General features: G+C 67.7%; 12 protein-coding genes. 6 read left to right on the top strand and 6 right to left on the bottom strand.

Annotation, left to right across the window (positions count from 1 at the left end; all coding sequences use genetic code 11):
- The first annotated feature begins 6 nt into the window (after positions 1 to 6).
- The 6 genes from AAIO73_RS09805 to AAIO73_RS09780 all read left to right on the top strand — a co-directional run bounded on the left by AAIO73_RS09805 (position 7) and on the right by AAIO73_RS09780 (position 7,452).
- A complete protein-coding gene (locus AAIO73_RS09805; RefSeq protein WP_345877697.1) occupies positions 7 to 945 on the top strand; it encodes a glycoside hydrolase family 43 protein in 939 nt (312 codons plus the stop codon).
- Positions 942 to 3,041: an ATP-binding protein gene (locus AAIO73_RS09800; RefSeq protein WP_345877696.1), complete on the top strand. Its 2,100-nt coding sequence runs from the start codon at positions 942 to 944 to the stop codon at positions 3,039 to 3,041. Before AAIO73_RS09805 ends, AAIO73_RS09800 begins: the two co-directional genes overlap by 4 nt.
- An 11-nt stretch (positions 3,042 to 3,052) precedes the next feature.
- The gene (gene gloA, locus AAIO73_RS09795) at positions 3,053 to 3,577 is read left to right on the top strand and encodes a lactoylglutathione lyase (protein ID WP_345877694.1); all 525 of its coding nucleotides are present in this window, start codon (positions 3,053 to 3,055) and stop codon (positions 3,575 to 3,577) included.
- A complete protein-coding gene (locus AAIO73_RS09790; protein ID WP_345877693.1) occupies positions 3,574 to 4,581 on the top strand; it encodes a zinc-dependent alcohol dehydrogenase family protein in 1,008 nt (335 codons plus the stop codon). The genes gloA and AAIO73_RS09790 overlap by 4 nt, the downstream gene beginning before the upstream one ends.
- A gap of 367 nt (positions 4,582 to 4,948) precedes the next feature.
- Positions 4,949 to 6,442, top strand: coding sequence for an MFS transporter (locus tag AAIO73_RS09785; RefSeq protein ID WP_345877691.1), 1,494 nt, complete (start codon positions 4,949 to 4,951; stop codon positions 6,440 to 6,442).
- Positions 6,439 to 7,452, top strand: coding sequence for a serine hydrolase domain-containing protein (locus AAIO73_RS09780; RefSeq protein ID WP_345877690.1), 1,014 nt, complete (start codon positions 6,439 to 6,441; stop codon positions 7,450 to 7,452). The genes AAIO73_RS09785 and AAIO73_RS09780 overlap by 4 nt, the downstream gene beginning before the upstream one ends.
- Before the next feature lie 345 nt (positions 7,453 to 7,797).
- Here the strand turns inward: AAIO73_RS09780 and AAIO73_RS09775 are convergent, their stop codons facing one another.
- The 6 genes from AAIO73_RS09775 to AAIO73_RS09750 all read right to left on the bottom strand — a co-directional run bounded on the left by AAIO73_RS09775 (position 7,798) and on the right by AAIO73_RS09750 (position 16,098).
- Positions 7,798 to 8,682, bottom strand: a complete 885-nt coding sequence (locus AAIO73_RS09775) for a LysR family transcriptional regulator (RefSeq protein WP_345877688.1) — start codon at positions 8,680 to 8,682, stop codon at positions 7,798 to 7,800.
- Positions 8,679 to 9,920: a dicarboxylate/amino acid:cation symporter gene (locus AAIO73_RS09770; RefSeq protein ID WP_345877686.1), complete on the bottom strand. Its 1,242-nt coding sequence runs from the start codon at positions 9,918 to 9,920 to the stop codon at positions 8,679 to 8,681. The genes AAIO73_RS09775 and AAIO73_RS09770 overlap by 4 nt, the downstream gene beginning before the upstream one ends.
- A complete protein-coding gene (gene dgcA, locus AAIO73_RS09765; protein ID WP_345877685.1) occupies positions 9,917 to 10,903 on the bottom strand; it encodes an N-acetyl-D-Glu racemase DgcA in 987 nt (328 codons plus the stop codon). The genes AAIO73_RS09770 and dgcA overlap by 4 nt, the downstream gene beginning before the upstream one ends.
- Positions 10,861 to 11,898 carry an N-acetyltransferase DgcN gene (gene dgcN / locus AAIO73_RS09760; protein WP_345877683.1) on the bottom strand — a complete coding sequence of 346 codons (1,038 nt, stop codon included), beginning with the start codon at positions 11,896 to 11,898 and terminating at the stop codon, positions 10,861 to 10,863. The genes dgcA and dgcN overlap by 43 nt, the downstream gene beginning before the upstream one ends.
- A gap of 307 nt (positions 11,899 to 12,205) precedes the next feature.
- A complete protein-coding gene (locus AAIO73_RS09755) occupies positions 12,206 to 13,792 on the bottom strand; it encodes an N-acyl-D-amino-acid deacylase family protein (protein ID WP_345877680.1) in 1,587 nt (528 codons plus the stop codon).
- Positions 13,789 to 16,098, bottom strand: a complete 2,310-nt coding sequence (locus AAIO73_RS09750) for a penicillin acylase family protein (protein ID WP_345877679.1) — start codon at positions 16,096 to 16,098, stop codon at positions 13,789 to 13,791. The genes AAIO73_RS09755 and AAIO73_RS09750 overlap by 4 nt, the downstream gene beginning before the upstream one ends.
- Between the last annotated feature and the right edge of the window lie 166 nt (positions 16,099 to 16,264).

The raw sequence follows: 16,264 nt of genomic DNA, 5'->3' as shown, positions 1-16,264 counted from the left end.
CGAACGATGATCGGCGCGCTTGCCTCCCTGCCGATCGCGTCGCAGGCCATGGCAGCGCGGACTGACGATCCGCTGCTCTTCGCCTATTTCGGGACCGGCAAGGGCGAGGCGGTGGGGTTGAAGCTGGCGATCAGCGACGACGGCTTTGCGTTTCGCGAACTGGGCGGCGGGCGAAGCTATCTGCCGCCGATGGTCGGCGAGGCGAAGTTGATGCGCGATCCGTTCGTGTTTCGCGGGGTTGGTCGCGACGCGCCATGGCATATGGTGTGGACGACGGCGTGGGAGGGGGTGACGATCGGTCACGCCACCAGCCGCGATCTGCGCCACTGGTCGCCGCAGCGCGCGCTGCCGGTGATGGCGGGCGTCAAGGGCACGCGCAACTGCTGGGCACCCGAGGCGATCTGGGACGCGAAGGCGCGACATTTCGTGATCTTTTGGTCGAGCACGGTCGCCGGGCGGTTCGAGGAGACGGCGGGAACATCGGAGTCCGGCTACAACCATCGCCTCTGGTATGTGACGACGCGCGATTTCGTAACCTTCAGCAAGGCGGCGGTGCTGTACGATCCGGGGTTCAGCGTAATCGACGGGACGTTTGTGCGCGGGGTGAGCGCGCTGCACCTGATCGTCAAGGACGAGACGCTGACCCCGCCGCGCAAATGGTTGCAGGTCGCATCGGCCAGGTTGCCGACCGGACCGTTCGGAAAGCTCGGCACGCCGTTCACGCCGCCTTGGGTAGAGGGGCCGATGACGACCGTGATCGGTGGCGAGACGGTGTGCTACTGGGACGTCTATCGCGACGGCAAATGGGGTGCGGCCGCGACGCGCGATTTCGTGACGTGGCGCGATGTCGGCGCGAAACTGTCGATGCCGCCCGGCGCGCGGCATGGGTCGCTGGTGCGCATTCCGCGCGCGACGGCCAACTCGCTGGCGCAGGGACCGGCATGACGGTCGCACCCTTCCTGAACGGCGGCGGTCGCGCGGCGGAAATGATCCGTGCGCGCGACTGGTCGGGTCATCCGCTGGGACCGCCCGATCAATGGCCCGAAGGACTGTGCAGCGCGCTCAGCCTCGTGGTGAACTCCCCGGAATCGATGATCCTGTGCTGGGGACCGGAACTATGGTTTTTCTTCAACGAGGCCTATTTCCCTCTGCTCGGCCCCCGGCTCGATTGGGCGATGGGCGAGCGGTTCGACCGGGTCTGGGCCGATGGCCTCGAACAGGCGATGCCGATCATCGAGGCGGCCTTTGCCGGTAACAGCCCCCGCTATGTCGACGTGCCGTGGAAGCTGGATACCGATCGCGGGGCGGCGGATACGTGGTGGAGCTTCTCCTATTCGCGCATCCTCGACCGGCGCGGCGATATCGCCGGGCTGTTCATCTTCACCAACGAGACCACGGCGCGGGTGCTGTCCGATGCGGCGCTGAAACGCAGCCAGGCCGAGCTGACCACCGCGCTGGACGATCTGCGCCAGTTCAACCGCACGCTCGAGCTGCGCGTCGACCAGCGGACGGCGGAGCGCAACCTGCTCGCCTCGATCGTCGAGACGACCGACTCGGTCGTCAACGTGATCGACCTCGATTACAACTGGATGGCGATCAACCGGGCGGGGATCGACGCGTTCGAGGCGGTGTTCGGGGTGCGGCCGAAGGTCGGCGACAATATCCTCGACCTGCTGGTCGATCAGCCCGATCAGCAGGCGGCGGTGCGCGGTGTGTGGGACCCGGCGCTTGCGGGCGAGGAATATACGACCGCAGCGGAATTCGGCGATCCGGCGCGGGGCCATGCCCGTCGCGCCTATGAAATGAAGTTCAACGCCGTCCGCGATGGACAGGGGCGGCAGGTCGGCGCGTTCCAGTTCGTGACCGACGTGACCGAGCGGCGCCGGGGCGAAACGGCGTTGCGGGAGGCACAGGACGCGCTGCGCCAGGCGCAGAAGATGGAGGCGATGGGCCAGCTGACCGGCGGCGTGGCGCATGATTTCAACAATCTGCTGACCCCGATCCTCGGCAGCCTCGACCTGTTGCAGCGACGCGGCACCCTGTCGGCGCGTGAGGCGCGGCTGGTCGACGGCGCGCTGCAATCGGCGGAGCGCGCAAGGACGCTGGTACACCGCCTGCTTGCCTTTGCGCGACGGCAACCCTTGCAGTCGGGACCGGTCGATCTGTTGACGTTGATCGGTGGCATGACTGACCTGATTGCCAGCACCGCCGGGTCGCCGGTTGCGGTGCGGACGCTGATCGCCGCTGACGTGCCAGCTGCGCTGGCCGATGCCAACCAGCTCGAAATGGCGATCCTGAACCTGTGCGTGAATGCGCGCGACGCGATGCCCGACGGCGGCACGCTAACCATCGCCGCCGATTGCCCCGATATCTACGCAACGGCGGCGGCGGGCGTGGCGCCCGGCGAATATGTCCGGCTGTCGGTGATCGATACCGGGACCGGCATGGATGCCGAGACGGCGGCGCGCGCGATCGAGCCGTTCTTTTCGACCAAAGGTATCGGGCGCGGTACCGGCCTCGGCCTGTCGATGGTCCATGGGCTCGCGCTGCAACTGGGGGGCACGATGGCGATCGTCAGCGCGCCGGGCCTTGGTACGCGCATCGACCTGTGGCTGCCGGTCAGCGGCGACGTGGCGCGAGCCCCCGATGCGGGCGAGGACGATCTGGCGGAGAACCCGGCATTCCGCGGCCGGGCGTTGGTGGTCGATGACGAGGCGCTGGTGCGGATGACGACCGCCGACATGCTCCAGAGCCTGGGATATGAGGTGGTCGAGGCCGATGGCACGACCGAGGCGGAACAAATGCTGGCGCAGCGGCGCTTCGACCTGGTGGTGACCGATCATCTGATGCCCGGGCGGACCGGCGTGTGGCTGGCGCGGGCGATCCATGACCGGCATCCCGGGCTGCCGGTACTGATCGTATCGGGCTATGCCGATATCGACGGGCTGGCACCCGACCTGCCGCGCCTGACCAAGCCGTTCCGCGAGGCCGAACTGGCCCACGCGATCGCAGGGCTGGCGGGCACTCCCACTGACCGCTGAAGGAAGTTGCGATGAGCCGACCCGAAGGGACCGAGGGCTTTACCCTCAACCAGACCATGCTGCGTGTCCGCGATCCGAGTGCCAGTATCGCTTTCTATCAGGACGTGCTGGGCATGACCCTGCTCCAGAAACTCGATTTCGAGGAGGCGGCGTTTTCGCTCTATTTCCTCGGGTTTCTGCAAGGTGGCGAGACGGTGCCGAACGACCCGAAGGAGCGAGCGCGCTTCGTGTTCAGCCGCGAGACGACGCTGGAGCTGACGCACAACTGGGGGACCGAGGACGATCCCGATTTCGCCGGCTATCACAGCGGCAACGACGATCCGCGCGGCTTCGGGCATCTGGGCATCAGCGTGCCCGACGTCGCCGCCGCCTGTGCGCGGTTCGAGGAACTGGGCGTCACCTTCCGCAAACGGCCCGACGAGGGGCGGATGAAGGACATCGCCTTCATCACCGATCCCGATGGCTATTGGATCGAGATCCTGTCGCCGAACGGCATGACGCAGGCGGTGGTCGATGCAGCGGGGGACGACGCATGAGGGCGATTGAACTGCGCGCACCCGGCGGGCTGGACCGGCTGGAACTAGTCGACCGCGCCGATCCGGGACAGCCGGGGGCGGGCGAGATTCGGGTGAAGCTGCATGGCAGCTCGCTCAATTTCCACGACTATATCGTCGCCAGCGGCAAGTCGCCGGCCGAGGACCGGCGGGTACCGATGGCCGATGGCGCGGGCATCGTCGAGGCGGTGGGCGAGGGCGTGGCCAGGTTCGCGATCGGTGATTTGGTCGTGTCGTGCTTCTTCCCCGACTGGCAGGACGGCGCCGCGACCATCGGCGATTTCGCGCGCACGCCGGGCGACGGCATTGACGGGTTCGCACGGGAGGCGGTCGTGCTGCCCGCCACCGCCTTCACGCTCGCGCCCAGGGGATGGGACGCGGTCGAGGCGGCGACGATCACCACCGCCGGGCTGACGGCGTGGCGGGCGCTGGTCGTCGATGGCGGATTGAAGGCAGGCGACCGGGTGCTGCTGCTCGGCACCGGCGGCGTGTCGATCTGGGCATTGCAGATCGCCCGGGCGATGGGCGCAAAGGTCGCGATCACCTCGTCGAGCGACGACAAGCTGGCGCGCGCGGCGGCGATGGGCGCGGACTTTACCGTCAACTATCGCAGCGATCCCGATTGGGGTGCGACGGTCGCGCAATGGGCGGACGGGCGCGGGGTCGATCATGTCGTCGAGGTCGGCGGACCTGCAACGCTGGCGCAGTCGATCGCCGCAGTGCGCGTCGGCGGGCATATCTCGCTGATCGGAGTGTTGACCGGACGTGGCGGCGAGGTGCCGACGGCGGCGCTGATGGCGAAGCAGGCGCAGCTGCAAGGGCTGATCGTCGGCAGCCGGCGCGAACAGCAGGACTTCGTCCGCGCGCTGGATGCTACGGGCATTCGGCCGGTCGTGGATCGACGATTCGGGCTAGGCGAATTGGCCGAGGCATTCCGTCTTCAGGAGGACGGCGAGCATTTTGGCAAGATTGGGGTGGAATGGTAGGGGGCGGGCGCTCAGGCCTCGCTCGGTCGTTTGGACCTGCCATCCGTTCGTCCTGATAGGCTCGTCGGGACGATCGATCAGACGCTGCTCGCCACGCTGCCGGTGCGGCAGTGCCGTTTCGCGCATTGGTGCTGGAGCGTAGCCCGCTGGTCGTCGATGAGGTCCACCCGTCGGACGGCGGACGCTGCATGACGACCAATGGGGTTTGCGGCAGCACAAGCCTCTGATCCGGCAAAGCCGGAACAGAGCGGGCCGGTGCCGCTTCCAAGCAAGTGGATCAGACTTGAGCCATAACCGTCGGTCATGGCCCGGTTGACGTGTCCATGTGATCGGCGGAGGTTCGCGCTTTGTCACGACCGGAGCTTCCATGACCGCATCCGCCGCCGCCGCGGTCCCATCGCATTCGCCGCTACCGCCGCAGCGGGCGATGCTCGTCTATGGGTTGCTGGGCTTTGCCGCCGGGTTGCCCTTCTACATGTTCTCGACGGTGCTGGTGCTGCGGTTGCAGGCGCATGGCGTGGCGCTGACCGTGCTGGGCTTCTTCGCATGGGTACAGTTGCTGCCGACGCTGAAGTTCGTATGGGCGCCGCTGCTCGACCGCTATGACGTGCCGGGGTTCGCGCGCTTCTGGGGCAAAAGACGCGGGTGGATCATGTTGGCGCAACTGGGCATCGTCACCGCGATGGCGGCGATGGCGTGGACGTCCGACGACGCGTCGCTGCCGCTGACGGCGTTGTTCGCGGTGCTGCTCGCCTTCTGGACCACCACGCTGGAGGTAGCGGCCGATGCGTGGCGGATCGAGCTGTTCCCGACGCAGGACCAGCAGGGGCCGATCGTCGCCGCGAACCTGTGGGGATACCGCACCGCAATGGTCGCGGCGGGGAGCGGGGCGTTGCTGCTGGCCGACCATGGCGGGTGGACGATCGCCTATCTGCTGGTCGCGGTCGCGGCGTTCCTGCCCTTCCCGATCCTCGCGGCGATGCGGCCGGAGGACGGGCGCGGCGGCGGGCGGATGGTGGCGCTCGGCACCGGGATTTTGGGCGGGGCGGTGATCCTTGCCGTCGCCTGTGCGGTGACGGCGGGCGTCGGCTATGTCCTGCTGTCGGCGGCGGCGGGGATCGGGATCGATGCGAAGAGCAACGTCACGCCGTGGGTGCTGGGGCTGTGCATGGTGCCGTTCATCGCGATGGCGGCGGGGCTGCCATGGATTCGGAAAGCGCCGCCGACCGCGCTGATCCGCACCTCGACCGCGATCGGTCCCTATGTCGATTTCTTCTGGCGGTTCCAATATGCCGCGATCCTGCTGATGGTCTTTGTCTCGCTGTACCGGATGGGCGACGTGCTGGCGCTGAACCTGTCCAAGCCGATGATCAAGGATCTGGGCTATACGCTCAGCCAGATCGGGCGGGCGGATGGCTTCGTCGCGCTGGGGGCGAGCATGGTCGGGGTGGCGCTGGGCGGGTGGATGGTCACGCGCCGGCCGATGCTATGGGCGCTGGCGGTCGGCGCGGTCGTGGCGGCGATCGGTAATTTCGGCTTCGTGTGGCTGGCGCATCAGCCGGTGAGCGAGACGATGCTGTATGTCGCGACGGCGCTGGACCAGTTCGGCAACGGGTTCGCGGGCGCGGTGTTCGTCGTCTATCTCTCGTTGCTGGTGAACCCGCGCTATCCCGGCGCGCAATATGCGTTCCTGACCGGCTTTGCGTTCCTGTTGCCGAGGATGCTGGCAGGCGCCGGGGGATCGATGGTCGCCGTGATCGGCTATGACGGGTTCTTCCTGCTGTCGGGGGCGGTCAGCCTTGCCGCCATCCCGTTCCTGCCGCTGCTGACGAAGATCCGCGCGCGGGAGGATGACGCATGATCGACCGGGCCTTTGCCGAAGCGGAGCGGTATGTCGGGGTAGGGCGGATACCCGGCGCGACGCTCGGCATCGTCACCGCCGACGGCACGCGGGCGGTGCGGGTGACAGGGCTGGCGCAGCGCGTGCCTACGCCCGAACCGCTGACCCGCGACCATTGGTTCGACCTCGCATCGGTCAGCAAGGTGATCGCCACGACCCGCTTCGTGCTGCAACTGGCCGAGGATGGCCAAATCGACCTCGACCGGCCGCTGACCGATGCGATCCCCGACCTGCGGCAGTACGACGTGGCGAATGCGGCGGAGCGACGGCTGACGTTCCGCGACTGTCTGGTCCATCGCACCTTCCTGCCCGCAGTCGAGCCGATCTACACCTATGGCGACGATCCGGCGCGACTGCGCGCGTTCGTGTTGCAGCGGGAATGGCGGCACGGGCCGCCGGTTTATTCGGACATCAACTTCATCCTGCTGGGGATCGCGGTCGAGCGGATCATCGGTGCGGGGCTCGACGCGCTGCCCTTGGGTCCGGGACTGAGCTGGGGCCCCCCGCCCGGGCCGGCGGTCGCGACCGAACGGTGTTCGTGGCGCGGGCGCGTGCTCAAAGGCGAAGTGCATGACGAGAATTGCTTCGCCATGGGCGGCCGGACCGGCCATGCCGGCCTGTTCGGTACGGTCGACGGCGTGCTCGACTTCGCGGCGGGCCTGCTCAACGGGACGGGGGCGTCGGCGGCGATGCTCGACGCGATCCGGACGCCGGTGGCGGGGCATCGGACGGCTGGCTGGGAAATCCGCTTTCCCGGCTGGTCGGGCGGGCAGGCATGTTCGACGGGGACGATCGGCCATACCGGCTTTACCGGGACCGGGCTGTGGGTCGATTTCGAGCGGGGGCTGGCCTGGACGTTGCTGACCAACCGGGTGCATCCGACGCGACATGTCGACAGCGGGATCTTTGAGCTGCGGCCGGTGATCGGGGATGCGGTCGTGGCAGAGTTTGACGCAATAACAAACGGTTAGCCGTGATGGCCTGCGTCAAAGTTCACTAAGTTCACACTTGCCGCGGTTTGGTGTGCGCGTTGTACTTGGGCGCTGCAGGCGTGCGGGTTGTGGCGTTGAGACAGAACGCCGGCGGCATAGTGCAGCGATGCGATGTAGGAAACAGACCGGTCGGGCCAGACATTTTCTGTTTATCCCCGAGAGCACGACCGTTCGTCCTGAGTAGCCGCTGAGCTTGTCGAAGCGGCATATCGAAGGACGGTGGCGGGTGCTTTGATACGGGTCTTTGACTTCGCTCAGCCCCTACTCAGCACGAACGGTTTGAGGGAAATCGCAAACCGTTCGAAAATGAATGACGGTCGTCCGTCACGGACCCTCGATCACCCCGCGCAGCACGCTCAGAAACTCGCTGGCGAGTGCGCTGGGCGGGCGGTCGAGCAGGTGCATGGCGTGGACGTCGAAGGTCAGCGAGGGTTTGAGCGGGCGCATCGCCAGCCCCTCGGCGAGCGAGGCTTCGGCAGTGAAATTGTCGACAATGCTCAACCCCACGCCCGCGCGGACCAGCGCGGCGGCAATGTAGAAGGTGCGGGCGGAGGCCACCTCCTGTAATTCGATGCCGAGGCGTTCGAGTTCCTGCGCGAACAACTGACCGATCGGGCCGCTGGCGGCAAGAGTGATGAAGGGGTGGCCGACCAGCTGCGGCAGTTCGATCCGCTGCGCCGCCTGCGCCAGATCGGCGTCGCGATAGAGAACGACCAGTTCGCCCTCGCCCAACCACACCTTTCCCAGCGGGGCGCCGCGCGGGACTTCGGCGGCGATGGCGATATCGGTCTCGCGTTCGTACAGCTTGCGCAGCAGGTCGTCGTGATGGACGGTCTGCAGGTCGAAGCGCACCTCGGGTCGCCGCGCCATGAACCGCGCCACCGCCGTCGGCAGCGCGTGGAGCGCGAGGCTGGGCAGTGCCGAGATGCGCAATGTCGCGCCGCCGCCGGTGCGCAGGTTGCGGCCCGCCTCGCGCAGCGCGCGCACCCGTTCCTGAATGTCCGCCACGTCGCCGAACAGGGCATGGGCGTCCTCGGTGGGGACGAGGCGGCTGTTGGTCCGCTGGAACAGTTCGAAGCCGAGCAGCGTCTCGGCATGGCGCAGCGTTTTTGACACCGAGGGCTGCGAGATGTTGAGCGCGCGGGCCGCTGCGCTGACCGATCCGTTGACATAGACGGCGTGGAAAATTTCAATATGGCGCAAATTCATAGGGTCGTGTGGCCGCGATAGCGCGCCTCGTCCAGCCCATGTTCGGCGCGCGCGACCAGCGTTGCGACGGCCAGGTTGGCGCTGGCCGAGGGGACGGTCCGCGTCATGTCGAGCAGCCGGTCGAACGGCAGCACCAACCCCACGACCAACGCGGTCTGTTCCGCGCCGACCCCGACCGCGCCGAGCATCGCCGCCAGCATGAACAGCGACGCGGAAGGGACCGGCGCGGTGCCGAAGGCGGCGAGCGCGCCGGTCAGCAGCATGACGCAGAGCATCCATGCGTCGGGAACGATGCCCAGCGCCTGCAACGCGAACTGGCCGAGCAGCCCGACATACATCGCCGTCCCGTCCTTGCCGATGCTCGCGCCCAGCGGCAGCACGGTCGAGGCAATCGGGCGGGCGATGCCGAGATTGTCTTGGGCAACACGCAGGGCCACCGGCAGCGTGGCAGAGGAAGAGGCGGTCGAGAAGGCGACGATCAGCGCATCGACGATCCCGCGAAAGAAGCGCACTACCGGCAGCCGCGCGACGAACCGCAGCAGCCCGGCATGAAACGCCATCTGCATGAGCGACGCGAGGATCACGCACAGCGCCAGCCAGCCGACGTTGACGAACACTGCCATGCCGCTGCCCGCCACCGCATTGGCGATCAGCGCCAGCACGCCGAACGGAGTGACTTCCATGACGATGCGGACGAGGTGGAGCAGGACCGCCGCCAGCCCCTGCAACAGCGCCACGACCGGCTTGCCCGCTTCGCCCGACACGACGCTGGCGATGCCGAGCAGCACCGCGACAAAGATGATGGCGAGCATGTCGCCCTTGGCCAGCGCGTCGATAATGTTGACCGGCACGATGCCGAGCAGCTGGTCGGCGGGGGTGACTGCCGGTCTCAGGACATGCGGCGCGACCCCGGCCAGGACGATGCCGTCGCCCGGCTGCAGCAACAGGCCGAACCCCATGCCGATCGACACCGCAATCAACGTCGTGAAGGCGAACAGCGCCACGGTCCGCCCGCCGATGCCCCCCAGCCGGCGCGGATCGCCGAGCGACGCGATGCCGGCGGCGATGGTGATGAGCACCACCGGCACGACCAGCATCTTGATGAGCCGCACGAACAGGTCACCGACGATCTTGATCGCCGCCGCGCCCGTCGGCCACAACAGCCCGATCGCGATGCCGAGCAGGAGGGCGCCGACGACGCGCTGCCACAGCGGGATCGCGAACCAGCTCCGCATCATCTGCCCCAGAAGCCGGGGGCAGGCGGCGACAACATGCCGTTCCGGTCGATCGCGCCGCCCGGGCGGTCGTCGCTGAGCCACAATGGCCCGTCGAGATCGACGAACGCGGCCTGTCCTCCCAGCAGCATCGCCGGAGCGATCCCCAGCGACGAACACACCATGCACCCGATCATCAACCCAAATCCCTTTGCCTTCGCCGTGTTTGCGAGGGTCAGGGCTTCGGTCAAGCCGCCGGTCTTGTCGAGCTTGATGTTGACCACGTCGTAGCGGCCGGCGAGGGCATCGAGATCGGCGGCGGTGTGGAGCGTTTCGTCGGCACATACCGGCACCGGGCTGTCGAACCCGGCGAGCGCACCGTCCTCGCCCGCCGGCAGCGGTTGCTCGAGCAGGTCGATGCGCCATTCGGCCAGATGCGGCTTCAGCGCTTCGAGCGTGTCGATCGTCCAGCTTTCATTGGGATCGACGATCAGCCGGGGGGCGGGCGCGGCGGCGCGGACGGCGGCGATCTGCGCGGCGGGATCGCTGCGGTCGACCTTGACCTTGAGCAGCGGCACCTGCGCGTGCCTCGCCGCCGTACGGGCCATGGCGTCGAGCGTGTCGAGGCCGATGGTGATCGCCGAGGGCAGGGCGACCGGTTCGGGGAGACCCGCCAGCGCAGCGACGCTGGTTCCGGCAAGCCGCGCCTCGAGATCCCATAGCGCGCAGTCGACCGCGTTGCGCGCCGCACCTGCGGGGAGCAGGCCGGCAAGCTCGGTGCGGGTCAATCCGGCGGCGATCGCCGGCGCGATCGCGCGGATCGCGGCGATCGTCTCTTCGATCGTCTCGCCATAGCGGCCATAGGGGACCGCCTCGCCCCGCCCGGTAACCGCACCTTGCGCGATCGTCACCGTGACGACATCGGCCGCCGTCTTGACCCCCCGCGAGATGCGGAACGGGGTGCTCAGGCCGAAACGGTCATGGGCGACGTCGAGGTGTCGAAGCATGTCTGCATCCAGTCGATGATCGGGTCCGCGCCGAAGCGATAGGGGTCGGTGCAGGGCAGGCCATGCGCGTCGCCAGTGTCTGCGCACAGACGTCGGGCCGCTTCCTCGCCGAGCTTGACCGTGTTGAGCGCAATGCCGACCGCCTGCACATCGGGGCTGGTCAGCCGCGCGACCGACAGGTTGGCGGCAAGGCATTCGGCGATGCCCGGCACCGCATAATGCGGCAGGCCGCGCATATGCTCGCGTGCCGGGTCGTGGCACAGCACGATCGCGCGCGGCTGCGCGCCATGGAGCAACCCGGTCGACACCCCGGCGAAGGAGGGGTGGAACAGCGAACCCTGCCCCTCGATCAGGTCCCAGCCATCATCGTCGCGCGCGGGGGTGATCGTCTCGATCGCGCCCGAGATGAAGTCGGCGACCACCGCATCGACCGGTACGCCCGACCCGGCGATCAATATGCCGGTCTGTCCGGTCGCGCGGAAATCGGCCTTGATCCCGCGCGCCGCCATGGTGCGCTGAAGCGCCAGCGTCGTGTACATCTTGCCGACCGAGCAATCGGTGCCGACGGTCAGCAGCCGGTTGCCCGCGCGGCGCTTGCCATTGCCGACGGGCAGGTTCGCGGGTGGATCGCGCACGTCGAACAATTGCACGCCGGCCTGTCGCGCGGCGTCGACGATCTCGGGCACGTCGCGCAACCGCTGGTGCAGGCCCGAGGCGACGTGCATGCCGGTGGCGATCGCCGCCAGCGCATCCTGCACCAGCGCCTCGCCCATCCGCCCGCCGGCATTGGCGATGCCGAGGATCAGCGTATTCGCCCCCGCCGCGCGGCCCTCCGCCGCATCCATGCGCGGCAGGCCCAGCGTCAGCGGACAGTCGTCATGCCGCCATTCGCCGACGCAATCGTCCGGGCGAAAGGCGGCGACGCCCCGCGACGTCTTGATACCGACCGCGTCGTCGGAATGGCCGAGATAGAGGAGGAAGGGTCCGGGGATCATCGCGCACCTGCTGGCTGTCGGGACGATGGGATAAGGCGGGGGCGGGCGGGTCGCCGTATCGTGCGAAAACGCCGACCTATAGATGGGGGTTATGCTGTCCCGAGGACGGTCGTCGCACCGGGCTTGATCGAGACCGTTGCGAACGTTCCCGCCGTACCCCGGCGAAGGCCGGGGCCCAGTTGGGGGACGTCGGTAAGGTACGGAAAAGCCTTCCCAACTGGACCCCGGCCTCCGCCGGGGTACGGGCCTTTTGGAGCGACTTATCGACTCGCGCAGGTCTCGATCCCGTCCGGGTTGACGAGGAATCTTAGCTGGTCGCCGGACATTGTTTCGGCACCGGCCGCAACAACACCCGCCCCGGCGCGGCGCTGGTGGTCGCACCGTCGCGCAACGCCAGTTTCCCGTTCACGAACAGCGCCTTGACCCCGACGCTCGGCACCCGCGGGCTCACATAATCGGCACGCGGCGCATAGCCGACCGGATCGAACACCACGACATCGGCAAAGCGACCGGGTTTCAGATAGCCGCGCTCCGCCATCCGGTACATGTCGGCGGTCGCGCCGGTCGACTGGCGGATGAACTGGCCGAGCGTCAGCACCTTCCGCTCGCGCACATAAACCTGATATTTGCGGGGGAAGGTCGCGTATTGGCGGGGGTGGCCGTTCGATCCGTCCGAACTGGTCACCACCCATGGCTGGCGCATGATCCGGTCGACATCGGCGTCGATCATGTTGAAGCTGGCGACCGAGACGCCCGCCGGTTCCTTTCCGGTTTCGTCCGCCACGCGCAGGATGCGGATCGCGGCGTCTATGGCATCGATGCCCCATTGATCGGCCATCTGCCCCAGCGTCCGGCCGGTCCATGGCATGTTCGCGCTGGTCAGCAACAGCGACTCCTTGCCACCGCGCCGGCGCAGATTCTCGGCCATTTCGGTCTTGATCCGCGCCAGCGTCGCCGGGTCGTCGAACCGCGCGATCAGCCTTGGGTAGCCGCCGTCATTGGCCCAGCGGGGGACCAGTGCGGCATCGACGCTCGATCCCGATGCCAACCACGGATATTGGTCGGCGGTGACGTTCTGCCCGGCTTTCCGCGCCGCCTCGATCACCGCGATCAGCTCAGGCGCCTTGCCCTGCACGTCGACGCCCAGTGCTTTCAGATGCGCGAAATGGACCGGCATGCCCGCCTGCCGCCCGATCTCGATCGCCTCCTTCGTGGAGTTCAACAAGCCGATCGTATAGTTGGATTCGTCGCGCTGATGCGTGTCATACATCCCGCCCCGGATCGCCGCCTCGCGCGCGACCGCGACCACCTCGTCGGTCTTGGCGAAACTCTGCGGCGCGTAGAACAGCCCGGTCGACAGGCCATAGGCACCCGCGCACATGCCCTTGGCCACCAGTGCCTTCTCTTTGGCGAGTTCGGACGGCGAAGGCGCGCGGTCGTCCTGCCCCAGCACGCGCCCGCGCACCGCGCCGAAGCCGATGAACGGCGCGACATTGGTGCCGATTCCCGCCTTGGTGAGTGCCGCGGCGTCCTCGGCGACGTCGGGCGTGCCGTATCCGTCGACGCCGATCACGATCGTCGACACCCCCTGCGCCAGCCACGGCAGGTTGAGCCGTGTGGTTGCGTCCTTCGATCGGATATAGCTGTCGGGATGGGTATGCGCGTCGATGAAGCCGGGCGCGACGATTGCTCCCCGCGCATCCACGATCTGCGCCGCCCGCGTGCCACGCGACCGCCCGACATAGACGATGCGGTCGCCCTTGATCTCGACATCGCCGGTGATCGGCTGGCCCGTGCCGCCATCGTAGATGGTGCCGCCCCGGATCACGATATCGGCAGCGGGCGCGGCTCCGATCAGCAACGCGCAGAGTGCGATCAGCGGCAGGCGGGTCATCGGCTTTTCCCCTTCAACATCGTCCGGCGCACGACCCTGGCATCGATCGCCGCCCGGCTGAACAGCATCGGCAGCATCCGCCCTTCGATCCATGGCGCATATTGGTCGCGATAATAGGGCGATCGCGGATCGTTCGACTGGCCGGGCAGGTTCAGGAACAGCGAATTGTCCCATGCGCCGACATCGATGACCTGCATATAGCTCGCCCCGCCGCCGACGCGCCAGCCGGGACCGTCGCCCAGCCATCGCGCCATCACCGTGAAGCTGTCGCCGCCCGACCCGCCACCCTCGATCGGGGGAAAGGCGGCGGCGATGGCGGGAATGCGGGAAAGGGGATGCGCGATCCGAACCTGATGCAGCCGCCCCCAGCGCCATGTCGTCGGATCGCGTCCGAGCAGGGTCTGGGCCGTTTCCCATGAGGAGGATAGGGCATCGCGCAGAATGACGGGGTGTTGCGGCAGCCGCCCCAGCAATACCGACGGATCGATTTCGGTCACCAGCGCCTTGGCCTTGGCCGGCACGATCGCGGCCAGCATCCGCTGCGACAGGTCGCGCCACAGGATTTCGAACAGCGCCGCCGGGCCGCTATCGGCCGCCAGTCGCCCGTCCCAGCGGCGCAGCATGTCGGCGGCGGGCGATGGGGCGGCAGGCAGCAGCGCCTGCAACTGCCGCGCCGGGGTCGAGACCGTGTCGAACTGCAACGCCACGCTATCGGCGATGTCGTGCTTCGGCTGCGCCGCCAACACCTCGGCGATCCTTTCGTAACGATAGGGCGCACGGAACGAGAAAGCGGGGATGCGGTCGCGCGGCCAGTCGGCGGGCAGGTTGTTCTGGTTGGCCGAGGCGAACCAGCCCTTTTTCGGGTTATATTCGTTGGGCAGCGCGGTGAAATCGCGCATGCCGGTCCAATCGAAGCGACCGTCGCCCGGCACCGGCAGCAACCCGTCACCCTGTTTGCGCACCGGCGCGAAGCCGATCACCTGCCACCCGGTATTGCCGTCGATATCCGCATAGTGAAAATTGGTTGGCGAGGGGTGCAGGCGGAACGCCTTGCGCAGCGATGCCCAGTCGCATGCGAGGTTGATCGCGATCATCGCGAACGATCCGCCGCCGCCCGGCTGCATCGCGATGGACGCCAGCACGCTCGCGCGCCGCTTGGTCGGATCGTGCATCACCACCGGCCCCTGCACTGCATAGCGCAGCGTCGCGACATAGGGCGCGCTGCCCTTCACCGGGATCGCCACCTCCACCCGCTTGAACCGCTTCCACCCGCCGTCATGGCGGTAACGTTCGGGATCGGCGGGATCGAGTTCGAGGATGAACAGGTCCTGCTGGTCGATATGGAAATTGGTCCGCCCGAACGCGAAGCGATCGGTATGGCCCTGCATGATCCCGGGCAGCCCCGGCGCACCACCGCCGATCACGTCCAGTCCCGGCGCGCTCAGATGGACGACATGGCGCGGTCCGAAGCCACCGATGCCCAGATGCGGGTCGTTGGCGAGGATCGATCGCCCGGTCGTGGTACGGTCGCCCGCGACGGTCCACGCATTGCTGCCGGCATTGGCGCGTTCGGCCGGCCCCTCGGCGGGATCGCGGACCGGGGTATCGGGGCCGAAGGGCAGGCCGCCCTGGCGCAATACGCCCAGATCGGTGGGCGATACCGCGTTCACGTCCAGCCCGGCGGGCACCGTCATCTGCCACTTCGGACGCAGCGGGGCGACGATCTCGTCCAGTTCCAGCATTCCGATCGCGGCCAGCTGCGCGCGGCGGATCTCGTCATCGGCATTGCCGATCGAACTGCCGCGCGCCAGCACCATGTCCTCGATCGCCCATTTGATCGGCTGGACGCCGAGGATGGCATATTCCTGCGGCAGCAATGCGGGGTCCGCCAGCACTTCGTCGATCCGCGCGTTGATCCCGGCGATATAGGCCCGTGCGCACGCCAGCACGTCGCCCGGCACGCGGCGCAGTTCGGCGTTCAGGTCGTCGCGATAATGGAACAGACGCGCCGTCGCGTCATGCTTGGCGAACTCCTCGCCATATGCTTCGGCCAGCCGTCCCAGCTCGCGGCGATGGGCGAGGTCGATCTGGAACAACCGGTCGCGCGCGACGACATATCCCTGTCCGTAGAAGGCATCTGGGATCGACGCCGCGCGGACATGCGGCACGCCGTGCACGTCGTCGATGATCTCGACCGGCGCGGTGAGCGCATTGCCGCGCGGGGCAAAGCCGCGTGCCTCCAGCGCGAACGGCGTCAGCGTCAGCGCGGCGGCCGATCCGGTCAGAAAGGCTCGGCGGTGCATCATCGGCGGCGTCCTTTGCGTGATACCGTCCTCGTCCAACGGCGACGGACCGATCCTATGGTAGCGCCGCGGGCAGGGGGTATGACAACCACTGTCCAGTCCATAGGGCAAGTTTATGGGCGCGCCACTGTCCGCATACGCCCCTCGTATCGCAGGCAAAGGTGTCTTG

The organism is Sphingomonas epibiotica, assembly GCF_039615155.1.
Lineage (GTDB): Bacteria > Pseudomonadota > Alphaproteobacteria > Sphingomonadales > Sphingomonadaceae > Sphingomonas.
This window is presented reverse-complemented; position numbering and strand designations above follow the sequence as displayed.

Coding starts and splice junctions, on each gene's coding strand:
- AAIO73_RS09780 (WP_345877690.1), top strand. CDS start 6,439: ATGATCGACCGGGCCTTTGCCGAAGCGGAGCGGTATGTCGGGGTAGGG.
- AAIO73_RS09755 (WP_345877680.1), bottom strand. CDS start 13,792: ATGACCCGCCTGCCGCTGATCGCACTCTGCGCGTTGCTGATCGGAGCC.
- gloA (WP_345877694.1), top strand. CDS start 3,053: ATGAGCCGACCCGAAGGGACCGAGGGCTTTACCCTCAACCAGACCATG.
- AAIO73_RS09805 (WP_345877697.1), top strand. CDS start 7: ATGATCGGCGCGCTTGCCTCCCTGCCGATCGCGTCGCAGGCCATGGCA.
- AAIO73_RS09785 (WP_345877691.1), top strand. CDS start 4,949: ATGACCGCATCCGCCGCCGCCGCGGTCCCATCGCATTCGCCGCTACCG.
- AAIO73_RS09775 (WP_345877688.1), bottom strand. CDS start 8,682: ATGAATTTGCGCCATATTGAAATTTTCCACGCCGTCTATGTCAACGGA.
- AAIO73_RS09800 (WP_345877696.1), top strand. CDS start 942: ATGACGGTCGCACCCTTCCTGAACGGCGGCGGTCGCGCGGCGGAAATG.
- AAIO73_RS09790 (WP_345877693.1), top strand. CDS start 3,574: ATGAGGGCGATTGAACTGCGCGCACCCGGCGGGCTGGACCGGCTGGAA.
- AAIO73_RS09750 (WP_345877679.1), bottom strand. CDS start 16,098: ATGATGCACCGCCGAGCCTTTCTGACCGGATCGGCCGCCGCGCTGACG.
- dgcN (WP_345877683.1), bottom strand. CDS start 11,898: ATGATCCCCGGACCCTTCCTCCTCTATCTCGGCCATTCCGACGACGCG.
- dgcA (WP_345877685.1), bottom strand. CDS start 10,903: ATGCTTCGACACCTCGACGTCGCCCATGACCGTTTCGGCCTGAGCACC.
- AAIO73_RS09770 (WP_345877686.1), bottom strand. CDS start 9,920: ATGATGCGGAGCTGGTTCGCGATCCCGCTGTGGCAGCGCGTCGTCGGC.